Origin of the sequence: Bartonella sp. DGB1, assembly GCF_041345015.1 — a bacterium.
Classification (GTDB): Bacteria; Pseudomonadota; Alphaproteobacteria; order Rhizobiales; family Rhizobiaceae; genus DGB1.
In genome coordinates this window covers 727,064-747,097 of record NZ_CP166769.1, presented here as the reverse complement: position 1 = coordinate 747,097, position 20,034 = coordinate 727,064, and the positions used below count along the sequence as shown (strand labels likewise).

Annotated in this window: 18 protein-coding genes; 8 read left to right on the top strand and 10 right to left on the bottom strand. The window is 27.8% G+C overall.

From position 1 onward, the window contains the following. The 6 genes from tmk (at window position 1) to AB6T46_RS03740 (ending at window position 6,673) form a co-directional block, all read left to right on the top strand. Entirely contained in the window at window positions 1–648 is a 648-nt protein-coding gene (gene tmk, locus AB6T46_RS03765) for a dTMP kinase (protein ID WP_370930830.1), read from the top strand. After that, on the top strand, window positions 627–1,685 hold the full coding sequence (locus tag AB6T46_RS03760) for a hypothetical protein (RefSeq protein ID WP_370930829.1): 1,059 nt from the start codon (window positions 627–629) through the stop codon (window positions 1,683–1,685). The genes tmk and AB6T46_RS03760 overlap by 22 nt, the downstream gene beginning before the upstream one ends. Before the next feature lie 17 nt (window positions 1,686–1,702). After that, complete coding sequence (metG, locus tag AB6T46_RS03755; protein ID WP_370930828.1) at window positions 1,703–3,253, top strand: methionine--tRNA ligase; 1,551 nt, start codon at window positions 1,703–1,705, stop codon at window positions 3,251–3,253. Next, a complete protein-coding gene (locus AB6T46_RS03750) occupies window positions 3,243–4,016 on the top strand; it encodes a TatD family hydrolase (protein WP_370930827.1) in 774 nt (257 codons plus the stop codon). The genes metG and AB6T46_RS03750 overlap by 11 nt, the downstream gene beginning before the upstream one ends. Before the next feature lie 12 nt (window positions 4,017–4,028). Beyond that, entirely contained in the window at window positions 4,029–4,853 is an 825-nt protein-coding gene (locus AB6T46_RS03745) for an MBL fold metallo-hydrolase (protein ID WP_370930826.1), read from the top strand. A 1,619-nt stretch (window positions 4,854–6,472) separates the two neighbouring features. Continuing rightward, window positions 6,473–6,673 carry a hypothetical protein gene (locus AB6T46_RS03740; protein ID WP_370930825.1) on the top strand — a complete coding sequence of 67 codons (201 nt, stop codon included), beginning with the start codon at window positions 6,473–6,475 and terminating at the stop codon, window positions 6,671–6,673. A gap of 827 nt (window positions 6,674–7,500) precedes the next feature. Here the strand turns inward: AB6T46_RS03740 and AB6T46_RS03735 are convergent. Both AB6T46_RS03735 and AB6T46_RS03730 read right to left on the bottom strand, forming a co-directional pair. After that, entirely contained in the window at window positions 7,501–8,376 is an 876-nt protein-coding gene (locus tag AB6T46_RS03735; protein WP_370930824.1) for a hypothetical protein, read from the bottom strand. 126 nt (window positions 8,377–8,502) lie between these two features. Then, on the bottom strand, window positions 8,503–8,841 hold the full coding sequence (locus AB6T46_RS03730) for a zinc ribbon domain-containing protein YjdM (RefSeq protein ID WP_370930823.1): 339 nt from the start codon (window positions 8,839–8,841) through the stop codon (window positions 8,503–8,505). A gap of 473 nt (window positions 8,842–9,314) precedes the next feature. Between AB6T46_RS03730 and AB6T46_RS03725 the strand changes: the two genes are divergently transcribed. Next, a complete protein-coding gene (locus AB6T46_RS03725; protein WP_370930822.1) occupies window positions 9,315–9,488 on the top strand; it encodes a hypothetical protein in 174 nt (57 codons plus the stop codon). A gap of 609 nt (window positions 9,489–10,097) precedes the next feature. On the opposite strand, the gene hflX is transcribed toward AB6T46_RS03725, so the two are convergent. The 8 genes from hflX to AB6T46_RS03685 form a co-directional block, all read right to left on the bottom strand. Beyond that, entirely contained in the window at window positions 10,098–11,432 is a 1,335-nt protein-coding gene (hflX, locus tag AB6T46_RS03720) for a GTPase HflX (protein ID WP_370932045.1), read from the bottom strand. Window positions 11,433–11,472: 40 nt separating this feature from the next. After that, entirely contained in the window at window positions 11,473–11,712 is a 240-nt protein-coding gene (gene hfq, locus AB6T46_RS03715) for an RNA chaperone Hfq (protein ID WP_370930821.1), read from the bottom strand. 107 nt (window positions 11,713–11,819) lie between these two features. Then, a complete protein-coding gene (locus AB6T46_RS03710; protein ID WP_370930820.1) occupies window positions 11,820–12,419 on the bottom strand; it encodes a disulfide bond formation protein B in 600 nt (199 codons plus the stop codon). 9 nt (window positions 12,420–12,428) lie between these two features. Further along, the gene (locus AB6T46_RS03705) at window positions 12,429–12,581 is read right to left on the bottom strand and encodes a DUF5993 family protein (RefSeq protein WP_370930819.1); all 153 of its coding nucleotides are present in this window, start codon (window positions 12,579–12,581) and stop codon (window positions 12,429–12,431) included. Between the two features lie 36 nt (window positions 12,582–12,617). Beyond that, window positions 12,618–13,679 (bottom strand): TIGR04086 family membrane protein, encoded by a 1,062-nt coding sequence (locus AB6T46_RS03700; RefSeq protein ID WP_370930818.1) that lies wholly within the window; start codon window positions 13,677–13,679, stop codon window positions 12,618–12,620. A gap of 141 nt (window positions 13,680–13,820) precedes the next feature. Continuing rightward, a complete protein-coding gene (gene folK / locus AB6T46_RS03695; RefSeq protein ID WP_370930817.1) occupies window positions 13,821–14,336 on the bottom strand; it encodes a 2-amino-4-hydroxy-6-hydroxymethyldihydropteridine diphosphokinase in 516 nt (171 codons plus the stop codon). Further along, window positions 14,320–15,174, bottom strand: coding sequence for a dihydropteroate synthase (gene folP / locus AB6T46_RS03690; RefSeq protein ID WP_370930816.1), 855 nt, complete (start codon window positions 15,172–15,174; stop codon window positions 14,320–14,322). The genes folK and folP overlap by 17 nt, the downstream gene beginning before the upstream one ends. A gap of 6 nt (window positions 15,175–15,180) precedes the next feature. After that, window positions 15,181–15,492: a 2Fe-2S iron-sulfur cluster-binding protein gene (locus AB6T46_RS03685; RefSeq protein ID WP_370930815.1), complete on the bottom strand. Its 312-nt coding sequence runs from the start codon at window positions 15,490–15,492 to the stop codon at window positions 15,181–15,183. A gap of 204 nt (window positions 15,493–15,696) precedes the next feature. Here AB6T46_RS03685 and AB6T46_RS03680 point away from each other — a divergent pair, with 204 nt between their 5' ends. Then, entirely contained in the window at window positions 15,697–19,713 is a 4,017-nt protein-coding gene (locus AB6T46_RS03680) for a hypothetical protein (protein ID WP_370930814.1), read from the top strand. The last annotated feature ends 321 nt before the right edge of the window (window positions 19,714–20,034 follow it).

The following is a 20,034-nucleotide window of genomic DNA, read 5'->3' as shown; positions in this document are numbered from 1 at the left end:
ATGGCTGGTTTTTTTATTAGTCTAGAAGGTGGTGATGGCGTTGGAAAAAGCACTATAGCTAAATTATTATTTGAATATTTCAATGAAAATAATTACCCTTGTACATTAACCAGAGAACCAGGTGGAACTATTGGTGCAGAAGCAATAAGAGATTTTATATTACAAGAAAAAACTCACAATTATGGAAAAATGGCAGAAATATTATTATTTTCAGCCGCAAGAATAGATCACATAGAGGAACTTATCAAGCCAAGATTATCAGATGGAGAGATAGTAATCTGTGATAGATTTACAGATTCTACTTTAGTATATCAGTCAGATGATAATATAAGCGAAACTTTTATAGAAAATATTAACGACATTACTACTGATGGCATTGTACCAGATATTACATTTTTATTAGATATACCAGCTGAATTAGCCTATGAACGGCGAAAAAATCGTTATGGTTCTAAAGATCAATTTGAAAATCAATCTTTAGAAATCCATGAAAATAGAAGAGAGAAATATCTCAATTTAGCAGAAAAATATAATAAAAGGATTTATGTTATTGACGCTACAGAAGAAACTGATAAAATACTTGAAACAATTAAAGCAATTTGTAATCTTTGGTTAAAAAAACATAAATGGTCACTGCCACAAACATAAAATTATTTGATAATATTTGTAATATTCCGAGTCCTTTCGAAGGGCCACATGTTATTGGACATGAAAAAATAAAAAATTGCTTATTAAAATATCTCAATAAAGAACAATTTAGTGCAGCATTTTTATTTGAAGGTATCAAAGGTATCGGTAAAATGAAACTTGCTCTTGAATTCTCTTGGAATCTATTAAACAATAACTTGCAAGAAAATTGGCAAAATATAGATTTTAATAGTAATTTATATAAACAAATATATGCAAATATTTACCCAAACTTGTTATATGTGACTAGGCAATATAATATTAAACAAGAAAATTTTCAGCAAGCTATTTTAATTCAAGATATTCGCAATATAAAAAAATTTTTATATAAAACATCTTCAAATAATAACTGGCGTATAATAATAATTGATAGTATCAATGATCTTAATTATGCAGCTGAAAATGCATTATTAAAAATTTTAGAAGAACCTCCTGAAAAAACTTTATTTATTCTAATATGTCATGAAAGGGCAGGAGCTTTAGACACTACTCGCTCACGATGCCATACTTTTAGATTTTTACCTCTAACTAACAACGACATTTATCTAATATTACAACAATTACAATTACAAACTTTTTTTGATTATCCTACCAATATACAGCAAAAACTTTTATCTATAGCGAATGGTAGTGTTAGAGATATAATAATATTTTCTAATGATGACAATCTTAAAATTTTGGAAACTATTGACGATATATTTTCCTCATCTAAATTAAATTTTAATAAAATAATGCTATTAATTAATAAATTATTTGAAGAAAATAATTTATTAAAATACAATTTAGCCATAAATTATCTAAAATATATTTTAAACATTAGAGCAAAAAAATATATACAAATTAATAACCTTACTCAAGCAGATTTAATTAGTAAACTTTGGTTTAAATTGCAACAAAATATTCTTAATACTAATATTTATAATTTAGATAAAAAACAAACAATTTTATTAACTATTGAAGAAATACATAACTGCTTTTATAATATAAAAAATTACTAACCTATGTAGGATCTATTATGTCAGAACATTATTATATTACTACCCCTATTTTTTATCCAAATGGTAGACCTCATATAGGTCATGCTTATAATGTTATTGTATCTGATGTATTAGCACGTTTCCATCGTTTGTTAGGCTATAAAGTTTTATTTACAACCGGAACAGATGATCACGGTTTAAAAATGCAACGAACAGCAGAAAAAGAGGGGATATCACCCCAAGAATTAGCCGACAAAAATTCTAAAGTATTCTCAGATATGATGAATATATTGAATGTTAGTTATGATATTTTTGTTAGGACAACTAACCATAATCATAAAAAATCTTGCCAACATTTATGGCAAACAATGCTGGATAATGATGATATTTATCTTTCTGGTTATAAAGGGTGGTATTCTGTTACTCAGGAAGCCTATTTTGATGAAAAAGAAACAACTATAGATGAGCATGGAATAAGAAGAGAGCCGCTCGGCTCTATAGTTGAATGGAATGAAGAAGAAAGCTATTTTTTTAGACTATCTAAATATCAGCAACCATTGCTAGACTTTTATGAAGCTAATCCTTCGTTTGTTTCACCTCCAGAGAGGATGAATGAAGTTATAACATTTGTAAAAAGCGGTCTAAAAGATTTTTCAATTTCACGCACATCGTTTGAGTGGGGCATACCAGTTCCAAATGATAATAAACATGTTATGTACGTGTGGGTAGATGCATTAACTAACTATATAAGTAATCTGGATTACCCAAATAAACAAAGCGAATTATGGAAATTTTGGCCTGCCACAACTCATATGATTGGAAAAGATATTTTACGTTTCCACGCTATATATTGGCCAGCGTTTTTATTATCGGCCGGTTTAGCTGCTCCTAAAAATATCTTTGCTCATGGTTTCTTATTAAATAAAGATAAAAAAATGTCAAAATCTTTAGGTAATATAATAGATCCATTTGAATTAGTTAAACTTTACGGCTTGGATCAATTTCGTTATTTTTTACTACGAGAAATTTCGTTAGGTCAAGATGGAAATTACAATCATGAAGCTATGGTTAATCGCATTAATTCTGATTTAGCCAATGATTTAGGAAATTTAGCTCAACGATCATTATCTATGATTGCTAAAAATTGTAATTCACGCATACCCTCAAATAAAAATTTAGATGAAGAGGAAAAACAGCTGTTATCTCATGCGCAAAATAGTTACAAACTGATAGTTAAAGCTATGCAAGATAACCAACCTAATAATGCCTTATCAGAGATATTTAATATTATTTCCACCACAAATAAATATTTTGCTAATCAAAAACCTTGGGAATTAAAGAAAACTAATTATCAGAAATTTGAAAATATTTTATATATTACATTAGAATTATTAAGAAGAATAGCAATATTACTTATTGCTTTCATACCTGAATCAGCCAACAAATTATTAGATCTTTTAGCTATAGAGCCAGAAGAACGGAATTTTAAATATATAGATATACCCTTAAAACCAGGTACAATATTACCTGAACCAAAAGCTATATTTCCACGTTTCATAAATGAGAAGGTAGATAATAATGCTGATTGATAGTCATTGTCATCTAGATTTTGCACAATTTAATGAAGATATCGAAGAGGTGATAAAACGTGCAAAGGATAAGAAAATAAGTAAAATGATTAATATTTGCTGTAAAGTTAAAAAAATTAAGCAAATATTTAACCTCATTGATAAATATCCGCAATTATATTGCTCTGTAGGAACGCATCCTTGTTCAGCGCAGGAAGAAATAGACATAGAAGAGGAAGAAATAATAAAATTAGCTCAGCATCCTAAAGTTGTGGCGTTAGGCGAAGTGGGATTGGATTATTATCATGATCTTTCTTATATTGAGGAACAAAAGATTGTTTTTAACAGATATATTAATTTATCGCGTAAATTAAATCTTCCCTTAATAATTCATTCACGCAATTGTGATGAAGATATGATTGATATTTTACAAGATTCTTATAAAAAAGAAGCTTTTAATTTTGTATTACATTCTTTTTCTTCAGGTGAGAAACTAGCGGAAGCCGCTTTATCTTTAGGTGGATATTTTTCTTTTTCTGGAATAATAACCTTTAAAAATGCTCAAGCTGTCAGAGATATAGCTAAAGAAATACCGATTAATAGAATATTAGTTGAAACGGATGCGCCTTACTTAGCTCCTGTACCATACAGAGGTAAAAGAAATGAACCGGCTTTTGTAACTGAAACAGCGATGACACTTGCTAATATTTTTGGGTTAACCTATTTAGAGTTCTGCAATATTACTACTAATAATAATTATACAATTTTTCCCAAATTACGCTAATTTAGGTGATTAATGATAAAAGATAAATTAAAAATTACAATTTTAGGTTGTGGATCTTCGATGGGGGTACCACGTCCTAATGGTGTTTGGGGCGAATGTGATCCAAACAACAAGTTTAATCGCCGCACACGTTGTAGTTTATTAGTCCAACGGATAAATAAATCTGGTGAACAAACTAATGTAGTTATTGATACTGGACCTGATTTACGTTCACAATTAATTACAGCACAAGTAAAATCATTGGATGCCGTATTATATACTCACATGCATGCAGATCATATTCATGGAATTGATGACCTACGTGTTTTTGCGTTAAATAAAAGAAAAGTAAACGAAAAATTATATGTATATGGTCATAAAGCAACGATAGCTTCTCTAAAAAGATCTTTTCGTTATTGCTTTCATTCACAAGATGAACATTTTTATCCATCATTATTAACTGCAATAGAAATTACAGCAAAAGATCAAATTATTATTAGTGGTGCAGGGGGGGATCTAATATTTGATCCTGTATTACAACTACATGGCTCAATATATTCCTTTGGCTTTAAATTTAACAATATTGGCTATTCTATTGATTTAAACGACTTTGCATCTATAACTAAAGATAAATTCAAAAATTTAAACTTATTAATTATTGAAGCATTACAAATAGAACCACACATTAGTCATTTATCATTAGATGATGCTTTAAATTGGATAAAATATTTTAATCCGCATAACGCTATTCTTACCGCTATGTCAAATAATCTAGATTATAATAAAATTAACAATAAGTTACCAGGAAACGTAAAATTAGCGCATGACGGTCTTACCTTAGAATTATGCATAGATTAATTTAGTGGTAGGCTAATGAATTACTACCACAAAATATATAGTCTTGCTAACTTATTACATAGCTAACTACTATCTTTACAAAATCTTTAAAAATATTAAATCCAATTTATTGAATGTTAAAAATATGAACAAAAATAGAGATAATAAAGAAAAAGATAAATACAAAAACGCCTAGTAAAAAATTTTGTAATTTTCTAACAAGCCTAACATATAAAACCTGTTTAAAATTTCTCTAAATTTCATCGCTATATGACCTCGACAAGTTAAATAACAATTAATTTTAAAAATCCTCTTATAAACTATATAGCTACCAGGTAATAAAAGCATTACTAAGAGCCTGTTATGAGAGCTAAATAAATATCTTTTATAAGTGCAAGAGTAGCAACCAGAGCATAACCAATCTGACACTATAACCAAAACATTTGATCCATAATTTTAATTCTATTTGCAAAGCAATAGTTACTCATTGGTGCATACTTATATCTTACAGACTTACTCCATAAATATATTAGAATAACTATTTTTCTCTAGGTGGAGTTAAAGTTATATAATCATTTAAAATTATTTTATATTTAACACTATAAAAATAAGTATAAAAATCAACTTTATATAATTCTGTATATACAATTAAACAAAGGAAAAATACAATAATTTCCTAAATAAAACCTTTTTTCATAATAAACCTTTAATGCGCTAAAATAAGAATTAATATAGCTATAATTAAAAAATCCCAAAATGATAACCTCATTAATACCGCCTCAATGGATTTTTAGCATTTCACACAAAAGATTCACGAATATATAATATAGTATATAATATATAAAAAATTTTCTAGGATTAATTTATGAATAGGATATTTTTAATAGAAAAACCACACCTTTCTATTAAAATTGTTGCATAATATATATTATGGAACTTTTTTAATAAAAAGAGAATTTATAGCTAGATGGTGCGCCTTACTTAAGCTAAGCTGATTATTTGACTCTTAGGATTATTAAATAAGAATTCTATCTCTAAACTTAATTCTAATTTTAAACTTAATTTCTATAAAAAATTTTTTGGAAAACTTAACTGATCTTACAAGCAATGAGTTAAATTTTCTAAGCTTTAATTATAAAATTATCCTTTTTAGATTTTTTGCTTATAGTTAAATTATTGTTTTCTCTAATGAATTTTTATTGATTAATAAATTAACAATTTAAATAAAATAATTGCTATATACAGCCAATCCATGAAAATTACCGCTTTCTTTAAAAATATTATATTTATTTTAAATATGGTAAATTTCTTGGAATAATTTAATAAAAAGATCAAAATATTGACATTTTTATTAAATTTAATATAATTTGGTAATTAATCGATATATTATTATATATGTTATAAGATAATTCCTCACATCATTCGTTTGAAATAATCTAATATTTTACTTTCTAATCTGTTTTTAATAATTTAAATAACTTGATATAGATTAATTAATCTCTTTATTATTATAATGATGTAATGCCTATACATATTATATAATTAAACTAAATATTTGACGTTTAATTTAAAACTTGCTTATCTTAAATTTCCTGGACAGCGATCCCCATAATTAACGTTTTTTATAATGAAATATTATCATGCATAAACTTTTATCTATTATTTGTTTATTTCTAATTTTTACTTTACCTTCTTGTATGTCAGTAGCCGACAATGATTATTGTATCGGTTGGCAACCTATATATATTACTGAGCAAGATATTAATTATATTAGTGATCATCTAGCGAAACAATTGTTAACACATAATGAGTACGGAAAAATAATATGTAATTGGAATTAATTTTATATCTGCTTAATCTTTAAAAGACAATTCAATTGAAACTAAGCTCTGCACCCCTTTAATTATATCCACGGTTAAAAAAATCTAGATTTTATATTGCAGCGTTCGAGATTCTGGATAATTTTGTGTGCTAATGAAAAATAGCTGTTATTTTATATATTTGTTTACCCCTAATTTTATGAAATATTTTGACTTAACTCATATAATTAATAGGAGTTAAGTCAAGCCTTTAAAAAATTTACTAACGAAAGGCTATAAAAATATCTATTCCTAGTAGTTTAATATCTACTGACAGATCTTTGCTTTAACAATTTACTTTAACTAATTAGAGCATTAACCATCATTTAGCTAATAAAAAATATCAAGACAATATGCTATATTGGCGTGACATAAACAAAATGCTTACAACTTTTTATCTAGAGAACAAAAGCAGTGTTTAAAAGCTGCAGGAATTAATGCTAATGCTTTTATTAGTCCTCGCAGTTCTATTTATTGAATTTCGCGGGTGCTTCTCCAGTGACACAGAGATACCCTGCTCCATTTACCCTAATATGGTGATAGTATTTATAATGTTTTAACTCTTATATTAATTTTCAAAATAGATCAGAAAAAATTCTAATTTAATAAAACAAGATAAATAAATCACTGCGCAAAATACTTTAATTAAGACTCAGCAAAACTAACTTTACAAGAATTACGTATTAAAAAGTATTACTCATACATCATATTAACTCTAAAGGTACTAGGGTCTATAGATTCAACGCGTTATAGATTTGTTAGTGAGGGATATAGGTTATTTATCTGATATTTGGAATTATTCAACAAAGTTAAACAAAATATTTAAAAAAGACAGAGTTTATTACTACCATATATATAAAAATAAACATTAGGCTGTTTATGGTTCCACAAGCTATTGAAGTAGCAGACTTTCCTGTTTTTAAATAATATGTTTCTAAGACAACAATATTAGCTGCAGGAGGAAGTAAAGCTAAGAAATATAGTGCATAAATATAATTACTAATCTGCGGATATGCGATATTATATATAACATAAACCATTATTGAAATTATAACGAATAAACAAAATATGTGTAATAACGCATAGAAAAACTCATCTTTTAATTGATTTAAAGTAATTTTAGACTGTGATAACCACATTCCTAATATACCCATACCCATAAGGCTCATTAAAAATGCTGATAAATTATAAAAAGATAATAAATAATGCTCTATAATGCTATTGATAGGTATAAAAATGATGCCTATTGCAATAGCTATAATTGAGGGCATAAATAAAATTTTCTTCCAATTCAAAGAGTTAGTAGAAAAAATAAGCGAAGTTAAACTAATTCCAATAATAGAATTACCAATATAAGCGGCCAAAGCGATTAACGCAGCTGTTTCACCAAAAAATGCATGACTTAGAGGCACCCCCAACCAACCTAAATTATAATAACAAAAAGTTATGTTCTTTATTGGATCATTAGTAAAAATTCTAGAAATAGCAAACATAACCAATGTTATAATAACAGCAATTATAATTATAACACTCATATTATAAAAATTAGTAGAAATGTTATATATAATCACAAAAGGTATTATTACATTCGTTAATAAAACTGATGCTTGATTTTTTATATCTAACTTTAATTTACCTAGAATAAAACCAAATAATAAATATAAGAAAGGTAATACAATCAACATATTCACCATATTAAATAAGCATCTTAACTATTCTCGTAACAATAAGAACCAAGATAAGATCTATACCTAAATTTAAATAATTTAACAAAGGTCAGTTTAGTTAAATAACAGAAGGTGATAAATATATTATTCTATTATTTTTTTTACAAATTCTGATTTTAGGCCCATTTGTCCAATACCAGGAATTTTACAATCTATATCATGATCAGAATCTACCAAACGTATATTTTTAACTTTAGTCCCAACTTTAACTACAGATGAAGACCCTTTAATTTTAAGATCTTTTATTACTATAACATTATCACCGTCATTTAAGATGTTACCATTCGCATCTTTTATAAAATTAACTTCCTTTTCTTCAACTTTTTCTACCCATTCGTATGCACATTCTGGGCAAATTAATAATAAATTATTTTCATATACATATGCAGAATTACATTCTGGGCATGGCGGTAATTGTTTCATAATAAACTTTCTAAAATTAATAAACTTCCACTATATAACATAAAATATCAAATATTATCAATTAATAAAGCAGAGCGATATCCAATAAATAATAAATTAAGTAATTTAATTATTACGATTAAGATTAATAAATATTGTTAGCTTATACGCTTTCTCACATCTAAGTTTATAACATATATTAAATATAAAATTATGCAAAAAATAAATTTGATATTCTTAAACATGACGTAATTAGTTAATTCTACTAAAATTTATTGAAATAATGCTTCATAAATACCAAACAAAATTTATAGATGCTTGCTGAATTTACAATATTTAAGTTTTCACGAACCCGCAGACACAAGATGCTTAATGATATAAATGTGATAATATCCAAAGATAAATCATGCTGACAATATGTAACAAAATATTACATATTGTCAGCACTAATTATTTGATATATCATTAACATAAGAAAAATTATGGAGCTTATTATGAAAAAATTAAAATGTTTAATTCTAGCCTTCTCCTTATTCACACTAATAACACCTGGGGTTCAGGCTATCCAATTATACACTGATGTAGGTGATGCTTGGGATAAAAGACCAAGATGCGAGATATATCTTATATTAGGACAACTAGAAGCTTATTACGCATGTATGAGCTAATAATTTAGCTGCTTAACTTTTAATATGACAGCAAAGTGCTGCAAGATGATATTCTATTTTTTGCAACACTTTGTGGATTATTTGACAAGCCATGATTGCTATATCTAATTTTCAATATAGCAATCTTTAGTATTTCCAGATACATAAACGCCCCTTGATATTATAAATTGTTTCCTTACCAAAAGTTTTGGAAAAGAAAAAAATAAATAACCAAAAGCTATAAACGAATATCATAGCTACCTAATCTGACAATACTGACAAATAGTAAATACAACATGTAAAATACTATTTATAGAGGAGTTAAAACCTTAGATACTCTTTAGAATTACCAAAATATTATCTTTTGTATAGGTTTTACCATTAATTTCATCAGCTCTTAATTAAGAGGCCACTATAAAATAGACACTAATTGAAAAGGAAAGATTTAGAAGCTTTTTAAATACGTTTATATATTAAAATTGCGGTAATATGACAAATTTTTTATTGTTGCGATATTGTTGGCTTTATTATCTATATTTTAATTAAAAATTTGTTTTTTTTAAAACTATCTTTATAGACGTTAATTTTAGTAAATATATTATATCAGTCATCTAGCAAATTTTTATATAGTCAGCCACTGTTTAAATACAGATTTTTGTTATCCTTATTCTTTTCTTTATCATTTAACATTTTAGACAATAGCTCGTATTTTTCTTTATGCATTGTAAAAATTACAGTGATATTATTTTTTGACTTATCGCTAATTTCTTCTTTTATTTTACTAGCATAGGTGTGAATAAAAGCAAAAATCTTTCCATTATTAACATCTAAAGTAATTTTATATGTTTCTAATTCCCCTGATATTTCATTTTCAAGATAATTTAATAACTTATCTATTCCATTACCAGTTTCTGCTGAAATTAAAAAAGTTGGATATTCTAAATTAGAACTATTAGATAAATTTTTACATGACTCCTCTTCAGAGGAAGATAATAAATCACTCTTATTCCATACCTCGATAAGATTATGATTTTTTAGTGACTTAGGTTTTAATTCTTCTAAGATGGAATATACATCTTTTGCCTGCAGTGCATTATCAGGGTCTGAAATATCACGTACATGCAAAATAATGTCCGCCTCTACTACCTCCTCTAATGTTGCTCTAAAAGCAATTATTAATTGTGGAGGTAAGTTAGAGATAAAACCAACGGTATCTGATAATATAGCTTTAGTTCCGTGAGGCAACTGAATTTCTCGTAAAGCAGGAGACAAAGTTGCAAATAACATATCTTTAGCTATTACCTTAGAATTAGACAATAAATTGAATAAAGTAGATTTACCAGCATTAGTATAACCAACTAAAGAGATAATTGGATAATTCGATTTTTTTCTATATTTTCTATGTAGTTCTCGATGTTTAACAACTTGCTGTAATTCTTTTTTTAATTTTATTATACGCTTTTGTATTAGTCTTCTATCTGTCTCTATCTGTGTTTCGCCAGGACCACCTAAAAAGCCAGCCCCACCTCTTTGACGCTCTAAATGTGTCCAGCTACGTACTAATCGACTTTTTTGATAATTAAGATGCGCCAATTCTACCTGTAGAGTAGACTCTTTAGTATTAGCCCTACGACCAAATATTTCAAGAATAAGCCCAGTCCTATCAATAACTTTACATTTCCAAGCTTTTTCTAAATTACGCTGCTGTATCGGCGTAAGAGAAAAATCTACTATAACAAGATCAACATCTAACTCTAATATTTTTTGTTCAATTTCGTCAATTTTACCTATTCCAAATAAAGTAGCTGATTTTATTTGCGAAACAGAAAAAACTTGACTAAAAACTACATTTAAATCAATTGCCCTAGCCAAGCCTAAAGCTTCTTCTAATAAAGCCTCACTAGATCTTATTATTCTGGATGAGGAAGCAATCTGATTATCTTTTGGTACTGGAACCAATACCATAGCTACGGTAGGCAATTCATTAGACAAATTATATTACCCTTTAAGTTACTTTAGCTTCAAGGTCCAGATTAAAATTAGAATCTGGCATAATAGTAGATATAGCATGCTTATAAACTAATTGTTTATGTTTATCACGAGTTAACATAACACAATGAGTATCAAAGGCAGAGATAAGCCCTGTCAATTTTACTCCATTAACTAAAAAAATAGTTAAAGAGATTTTATTTTGTTGCAATGATGTTAGAAATTCCTCTTGTAAAACATTTGAACGTACTATCATTTTTATTAATCCTTATTGCGTTCATTAATATTATGGAACTATAATAACTTTGAAAAATCTTTTTTTCAAGCCTTATTAATTTTATATTAAATAAGGCTTGAAATTAATTAAGCTAGAATTTTTACTAAAAAATTCTTACCAACTGAACTAAATAATTCATAATGTTTACTGTCAGGAGGACAAAGACCTAATTTACACTGAAATATAGTGAAAACAAAATTTAATAATACTACTAGAAAGAATATAGATGCAACTACGGCCCCTACTCTTAACATTCTTTTAGAAATATGTCTTCTATCCTCAAAACAAGGTAACATCATAACTAAACATATAGCTATCATTGCAATAACTGCTAGAACAAAACTCCAAGTATAATAATGCCAATTGTTAATAAAGACCTGACCAAAGCCATCATCATTAACATGCAGTGCTATTTGTCGTAAAGCAGTACCAGCGGCCGCTAAGGCACCTAAAATGCTCATTGCATAATGAGATAAACTTATGCCATAACGTATATTCATTAACAGCCCGACGCCTATTAAAGCGAAACCAGCTCTTTGCAATAAACACAATGGACAAGGAAGCTCTCCTCGTACGAACTGCAAATAAAAAGCAACAATTAATATAAATACTACGCTTGCCAAACCTAATATATTAAATAAAAATTGTATATCAATTTTATGGGAATCTTTTTTTTCTCTTACCATAATATTATCCTAAAAATTCAAATTCAAAGACGAGGTTGCATGAAAACAATAAACCACTACAACGGTTAATAATGAGAGCCACCATAACACATAACTTACTTTAGGTGGCCAAAACATAGTAGAAACCACTGTAAAGAAAATCGACATAAAAACTAAATACATCTTAAATATCCTTTTAAATATCCTTTTAAATATCCTTTATTTATTCTTATCTTTATTTATAGATCTCATTCTTTTCGTATCATTGAGATAACAACAATACCGACAATTAAACTGAGCTCCTAAAAAGCCAAATAAAATAGACAATAAACCACCAATTATTAAACCGATAATAAATCGCCATAATGAAGAAGCGTCATTCATATCATAAGAATCAGAATTATCTTCTCCTATACCCCAACTATTAAGTGAATAATTATATTTTGGAGAAAAAGTTGCTTTTTCCCCATTATTTTTAATAGTTTTGGTAGTATCTTCTATTTTTTCTTCTAAAAATTGTAACACTGTTTTATAAGCGTCCGCCGCTTTTGTAACTGCATCTTTTGCTTTATCAGAATTAAAACCATTTTTAACTAAAATATCAATAACTTTTTCCTGATCAAAAGATTGAAGATTATTTAAAGTGAGTTTAGATTGCTGCAAGTTATTAATCAGATAATCAATGATTTTTTTCTTTTGTGCAGGATAAATATAAATATCACTCCAAGCTTGGTTAATAGTTTGTTGAGTCTGATTAACCAAACTCTCTAATTTATCTGGTTGTAAAAAATGTAAATTAATATTACCTAAAAGTTTATTAATATCTTTATATAACTCATTGATAATATCATTAAATTTACCATCAATAAGTTGAGGTATATCTGATTTTTCTTTATTCTCAGTTAAACTACTTTGCATCATAAAATAAGGTGAATTATTTCCATTATTTGACACTCTATTAAAAAAATAATAAATCGACAATATAGCAATTATTGACAAAATAGCCCAAGTTAAAAATCCATGTAACGCTCCACTATAATTAGCGAAATGACCTGAAATCCAACCTCCTACGGCCATAGCAATAATAATTACTAAAATCATAGTCCAAGTTATAAAAAAAGCAGGTCTATTATTTGAATTAGATTCCATAATACCCCCTATTTCCCAACCAAGCAAATAAAGAAACATAGATATAATCAAAGTTAAAATAATAGCAGATATTACACCAACAAAAATAGAGGACCAACAAATTTTATGTTTTTGCTCAAAATAATTAATCATTATAAAATACCTTTACCAAAATATATCTATATATATATTGCTTAGCAACGCATGATATTCAAGAGAAAAAACAAAAAAAACAATCACTTAGCTGTGTATGCTAAATTAAAATATTATAAATAGTTAAAGTAAAATATTAACTTATAACTTAGTAAATTTTTGCCCTAGACAAAAATTATACCAAAATTTTATATTTTTACCTTTAACTACTAATTCAGGAGATATTTCCATTAATGGAGCTAAAACGAATATTCTCTCAGTTATGTGAGGATGTGGCAATGTTAAATTAGGGCTATTCCAACTCAGATCATTTTCCCAACATACTATATCAATATCTATACAACGCTCACCCCATTTTTCTACTCGAATTCTTCCTATTTGCTGTTCTATATCCAATAAAATATTTAATAAATTTTCAGGCAATAAATTAGTGCTGATTTTTACACAAATATTTAAAAAATCAGGCTGATTAATTTTTCCCCATGCTTTTGTTTTATATAAAGAAGATATTTTTAGTAATTTAATATTTTTATTATCTTTAATTAACGCTAAAGCTTTGTCAAAATTTTGTTTAACATTCCCTATATTCCCCCCTAGACTTAACCACACGAAATTAAATTTATTATTTAATTTTTCCATATTAATAAATATTACCATCTTTAAAAGCTTTCGCTAATAATAAAGATTCCATTGTAATTAAAACATTATGCACTCTAACTATATTAGCTCCTTGCAAATACAATAAGCCTGATGCCATTGCGGTAAGATTATCTCGAGAAGCAAAATCCTGACTTTTACATAAAGCACCTAAAAATCTTTTTCTAGATACTCCTATCAATAAAGGATAGCCCCACTGTTTAAATTCAGTAAAATTTTTCATTAAACTAAAATTCTCTGCTTCATTCTTACCAAAACCAAATCCTGGATCTAATATTATCTTATCTTTAGCAATATGATATTTTTGAGCGATCTCTAAAGATTTATTAAAAAATCTATTAACTCTCTGCATTACATCTATATCATCATCTTGCTCATGCCAACTGTTGTGCATCACAATAATAGCTGCATTTTTTTCTTTCACTACTTCTGCTAATTCTAATGTTAACCCTTTTACACTATTAATAATATGAGCCCCGGCATCAATTGCAAATCTTGCAGTTTGGGCATTGTAAGTATCTACAGAGATAATTACGTTAGTTTTTTTACTTAAAATTTTAATCACAGGTAAAATACGACGTATTTCTTCATTATAATCTATTGGAATAGCGCCCGGACGTGTCGACTCACCACCAATATCAACTATCCCTGCCCCTTGTTGCTCAAATAACAACGCCTGATGTAATGCCTCTTCATTTGTTTGGTATTTTCCTCCATCAGAAAAAGAATCAGGCGTTAAATTTAAAATAGCCATTATTATCGGATCTTCAGTTATCACCAATTCACGAGAATGAGCTAATTTACAAATAAATTTTTTTTTATCAATTGAATAAGACATACATCTTTAAGGTATAATAACCTCTATCCCATTTAAATTTTCATTAACAATTATTTGACATGCTAACCTAGAATAAGGAATATTAGCATCTACAAATGCTAACATTAATTCTTCTTCTGGCTCTGGTTTAGGTAATAAATGTTGCCATTTTTCTTTTATATGCACATGACAAGTAGCACAAGCTGCAGCTCCGCCACAAATAGCATCAATGCCTTTAATATCATTCGCAACAGCAATTTCCATTAAAGACAACCCTTTAGGAGAATTTATTATTGTTTTTTCTTGCGTATTAGCATTAATAAAAGCTATTCTTATCATAATATCCTACATTATTTCCTAATTACTAATTTTTAATTAAAAAATTCTGTTTATTTATACAATAAAAGGGCTTTTTTTCCTAAGAAAATAATTGTAAAATAGAATATTATGGGGAGTAATGGTTTATACATAGCCAATCACGTTCGTTATGTTAACATTTTTTTACTAATAAAAAGTTAACACAAATTTATAAAGGCAATATTTATGACCAAAGTTAGTCAAGCAAAAAAAATGGATTTTATTGGTAAAGAAGATTTAGAAAAAATGCTCTCAGCACAATTACACGAAAATTTATCTTCTTCTAAAAAAACTGATAATTCTGTTAATGAGCTAAGAACACTTGATTTTACTTGTGATAACAACATTACTGAAAAATCCACTAATTTCGTAGAAGATGAACTTCCATCTGATCATAAATCATTTTTGCCTGAATTTGTACCAGCGAATGATACTAAAATGTTAGTTGATGTTGATAATAATTATGCAAAAGATAGGTCATATAACTGGCGTACAAATATAGCATCTGGGTTCTGGATCCTTGGAGGAACTATATTAAGCTATCGTGCTTTTCCTGAGGCTTTTTCCTCAATGAATAACTTTTTTACTTTTTTATCCAGTTCTACAGGCTTAATCACTACACTAAGTATCTTTATTCCTGCATTTTTATTCCAAGGTATTGCTAGAATCTCCAGACAAGCTAAACAAATGGAAAAAATTGCTCAAGTGATGGATACAACCGCGCAAAGGTTAAATCAACCGGAGTTAGTTGCTAGTGAATGTATTTCTAATCTTAATAAAAATATTCGTCGTGAAATCTTAGGTAATGAAGCTCGTATGCGTTCATTATTAAATGATCTGGTACAAGAAAGACGATTAGTAATCAATCAAGCGCAAAGAGTTCATTCATCTATTGAACGAGTCCAAAAAAATCTGCAAAATGATTTAGATCAAAATGGAGAATATTTATCAAAAGATTTGAAAAAAATTTACTACAATATACAAGAAGCAATAACAGAATCCAGAAACAATATGGCGCAAGACCTACGCCTAGCTATGGATACCATGCTTCAACAAGTAAATCAAAAGTTATTTGATTTTTCAAGTAAACTATCTGAGTCAGGAAATCAAGTCTCAGAACAAATAGAACATCATATAACAAAAGTAACCTTTGATAATTTACAAAAATTTACCGATAAAACAAGTGAGTTTGTTCAGCAATTTTCTGAATTGGGTGAAGAAAATATTAATAAACTCAGCACTAAAGCTGATGCAATATATTCTGGTATAGAACAACAAACAGATCAACTTATTTCTAAATTAGAATCTAAAACCAGCAATATGCAAGAACATATCGGCGATATCTATTCACAAATAAATTCTTATGACACTCAATTAATAGATAATTTTGAAAATATAAATGAACGTTTCAATACGGCTCTCAATGCTGGTCAAGAGAAATTCTCTAATTTAATAGAACATAGCGTTGGTGATTTATTTGGAAGAAATTACCAAAAATTACAAGATCAACTACAAGTTGAAAGTAATAATTTACAAGATCGCATGTCTGATATAAAAGAAATCATAAGTCTTGGTGAAGAAACTTTTAATAACATGCTCTCTCGTCAGACCGCAGTACTAGAGCAAGCTCTCCAAGGTAGTGATGATGAGATAAAAAATAAACTATCTGAATATATTGTTTCACTTGAAGATAAAACCCATCATTTACGTGATAATTGGCTAAAAGAAAGTGACAAATTAGCTAATGTTATTGAAGATCGTTTAGAGAAACTATCATCATCATTGGAAACTACTAGCGATAAATTACATAATGTATTTAGCTCACAAATAGAGTTAGTAGAAAAAAATTCTGATATCTTACAATCTACTTATGAATTACAAGAAGCTTTAATAGATCAAGGACAAGCAGCAATTGCAAGTACTTTTGATCGCAATAAAGAAACTTTCAATAATTCCGTTCAAGAACAAGTAAAAAATCTTAATGATCAACTAGAACTGGCCCATTCTACTTTAGAAGATAAATTCTCTACTATAAAAAATGATCTGCATGATATTTCTAGTATAATGTCAGAAACAATAGAAAAAAATATGTCTGACACAGTACAGAATTTAATTAGTGGAGCAGAAAAAACTGCAGATATTTTAGAAAATATAGATAATAAAGTTACAAGAAATTTAGATGAAAATTTAAATAAGTTAAATTCTAACGTAAATGCAATATCATACCAGTTAACTAACGATATGAAGCAACAAACAAATAACATATTAGATAATTTTCAAGAAATTGGTCACAAGTTACGCGGTGAATTAGTTGATATTGAAAATAATTTCACTGGTATATCTGAAAGAATGGTTAATAATATAACTGAAAGCTCATCAAAAGTAGAACGCTTGAATCAAAATCTAGTTTCCAATCTAAATTTTGCTCAAGAAAACTTTTCTCAAGCAGGAGATAATTTAGAGCAACATATTAATACTATATTTAGTAAAGGACACAATAGCCTAACTCAACAACTTTCCCAAGTTCAAACAGCTTATGGTGAATTAGAACAAAATATTGAAGCCTTATCAAATAAAACAAGCGTTAGATTAGAACAGGATTTATCTTCTATCAATGAATTATTGTTACATCGCTCACAAGAGATAACCCAAACAATAAAAGACACAGGTCGCCCTTTAGCTAATTTAGTTAATAACTTAAATAATGATATAGCTAGCTCTATAAATGAGCATATGATTAAACACATCAATAATGAGAATGATGCCCTTATGGCAGCTTTCAAACGTAGAGCACAAGAAACTATCAATGTTGTAAATGAGATGAATCAAAATATAACAAATGATAGTTCTGCTGTTATAGATTCTCTATCCACTTCTACACAAGAGTTAAATCAAAAACTTGATAATGTGTTAAATAATATTACTATAGTAGAAAGCTCAATTAAAGATACTACACAATCTCTGGTAGATCATACTCAGGAGGCCTGCAGTATATTCAATAAGGGCGTTAATTATCTTAACGAAGAATTTTCAAAACTAGGTATATCTGCAGAAGCTGCTTTAGAAAGAATGGCTTTATTCACTCAAGGATTTAATAAGCAATCTCGCTTCTTTGAACAATCATTAAATAATTTTGAATTAAAACATAATAATTTAAATACCAACTTAGAAGAAAGAGAAAAATCTTTAGCTATGCTATCTAATAATTTAGTTTCTCAAACTGAGATGATAGAAAAAGCGCTATCTTCATTTGATTTACTATCAAGAACATTATTACAAAAAGAAAATTCTATTTTACATTTATCCGATCGTATGCGTGGCATGATAGCGACAGAAATAAAAAAAGCGCTGTCTGAATTTTACGAGGCTGGAGCACAAATACGTCAATATCAATCACAAAAATTCTCTAACAACATATCCCCTGATGTGAAACATGAGAATGATAAAATGTTGCATAAAGCCATCCAGCAACAGAAACAATCTTTAGATCATTTAGCTAATTTATCTAGCAATTTTTATAATAAAAACTCAATTGAAGATACTAAAATTGATAACCAAAATGAACAATTATTTATTGCTCCTTCTACCAGCACACGCACCACTTTAAGTGGCAGTCAAACGAACAAAGATAATAAAGTAGTTTTTAGTGCTCCTATGGTAGACAGAAAACCAACTACGGAATTTAAAACTCCTATGTTTTTAAATGATCTAAAAGAAAATTTCACTAGCAATAAAAATAATTTTATGAAAGATCAACCATCTAACAAAAGCAGTGGCTGGGTTTCTAATTTATTAGCTCGTGCATCACAAGTAGAAGAAAGTAACCTAAATAAACATAACTCCCCTACTAATGAGTCCCTCTCCGAGAATATCTCTTTAGTTGATCTATCTAGTAAAATTATTAGCCTATCTGATTCTAAATCTCTTTCAAGATTATGGCGTTATTATTATAGCGGTAATAAAGATGTTTTCAGCGATAAAATTTATTCTTTAGACGCACAGGATTTATTGAAAAAAATCAGACATTCTTATAATAATAATCATAAATTTGCGAAAACTGTTAAACAATATTTACAAGAATTTGAAAGTTTACTAGACAATATAAAAAGTAAAGGTAGTTCTTTCGAAAGATTAGAAAAATATTTAATCTCTGATAGCGGAAAAGTATATAGTATGTTAGCCATTGCTTGTAACCATTTATAAGTTTTTAAAAGCTAATTAACTATTATAAAAATATGATATCTTGCAATGAATTAGCTAAATTTGCGAGATATCTATGGATAAAAGTAACCAGCTCTCCCTTGCTGATAAACCTAAAATACCAACAAATATTCTCTTTATGTTAGAATAAGGTAAATTTATGTTAAAATAATGTAAATAATTCTTTTAAAAACTTAGAAAATATTTGATAGTGTCCAGTAAAAAAATATATAGCATGTTAGCTATTGCCGATAATCCTTTATAAGTTTTTGAAAAGCTAATTAACTACTATAAAAATATGAAAAAATATGATATCTTGCAATG

Excerpts from the sequence above, each read along its gene's own strand:
- AB6T46_RS03740 (WP_370930825.1), top strand. The coding sequence starts at position 6,473 with ATGCATAAACTTTTATCTATTATTTGTTTATTTCTAATTTTTACTTTA.
- hfq (WP_370930821.1), bottom strand. The coding sequence starts at position 11,712 with ATGATAGTACGTTCAAATGTTTTACAAGAGGAATTTCTAACATCATTG.
- AB6T46_RS03760 (WP_370930829.1), top strand. The coding sequence starts at position 627 with ATGGTCACTGCCACAAACATAAAATTATTTGATAATATTTGTAATATT.
- AB6T46_RS03680 (WP_370930814.1), top strand. The coding sequence starts at position 15,697 with ATGACCAAAGTTAGTCAAGCAAAAAAAATGGATTTTATTGGTAAAGAA.
- AB6T46_RS03705 (WP_370930819.1), bottom strand. The coding sequence starts at position 12,581 with ATGTATTTAGTTTTTATGTCGATTTTCTTTACAGTGGTTTCTACTATG.
- metG (WP_370930828.1), top strand. The coding sequence starts at position 1,703 with ATGTCAGAACATTATTATATTACTACCCCTATTTTTTATCCAAATGGT.
- tmk (WP_370930830.1), top strand. The coding sequence starts at position 1 with ATGGCTGGTTTTTTTATTAGTCTAGAAGGTGGTGATGGCGTTGGAAAA.
- hflX (WP_370932045.1), bottom strand. The coding sequence starts at position 11,432 with ATGGTATTGGTTCCAGTACCAAAAGATAATCAGATTGCTTCCTCATCC.
- AB6T46_RS03725 (WP_370930822.1), top strand. The coding sequence starts at position 9,315 with ATGAAAAAATTAAAATGTTTAATTCTAGCCTTCTCCTTATTCACACTA.
- AB6T46_RS03730 (WP_370930823.1), bottom strand. The coding sequence starts at position 8,841 with ATGAAACAATTACCGCCATGCCCAGAATGTAATTCTGCATATGTATAT.
- AB6T46_RS03745 (WP_370930826.1), top strand. The coding sequence starts at position 4,029 with ATGATAAAAGATAAATTAAAAATTACAATTTTAGGTTGTGGATCTTCG.
- AB6T46_RS03735 (WP_370930824.1), bottom strand. The coding sequence starts at position 8,376 with ATGTTGATTGTATTACCTTTCTTATATTTATTATTTGGTTTTATTCTA.
- AB6T46_RS03685 (WP_370930815.1), bottom strand. The coding sequence starts at position 15,492 with ATGATAAGAATAGCTTTTATTAATGCTAATACGCAAGAAAAAACAATA.
- folP (WP_370930816.1), bottom strand. The coding sequence starts at position 15,174 with ATGTCTTATTCAATTGATAAAAAAAAATTTATTTGTAAATTAGCTCAT.
- AB6T46_RS03710 (WP_370930820.1), bottom strand. The coding sequence starts at position 12,419 with ATGGTAAGAGAAAAAAAAGATTCCCATAAAATTGATATACAATTTTTA.
- AB6T46_RS03700 (WP_370930818.1), bottom strand. The coding sequence starts at position 13,679 with ATGATTAATTATTTTGAGCAAAAACATAAAATTTGTTGGTCCTCTATT.
- folK (WP_370930817.1), bottom strand. The coding sequence starts at position 14,336 with ATGGTAATATTTATTAATATGGAAAAATTAAATAATAAATTTAATTTC.
- AB6T46_RS03750 (WP_370930827.1), top strand. The coding sequence starts at position 3,243 with ATGCTGATTGATAGTCATTGTCATCTAGATTTTGCACAATTTAATGAA.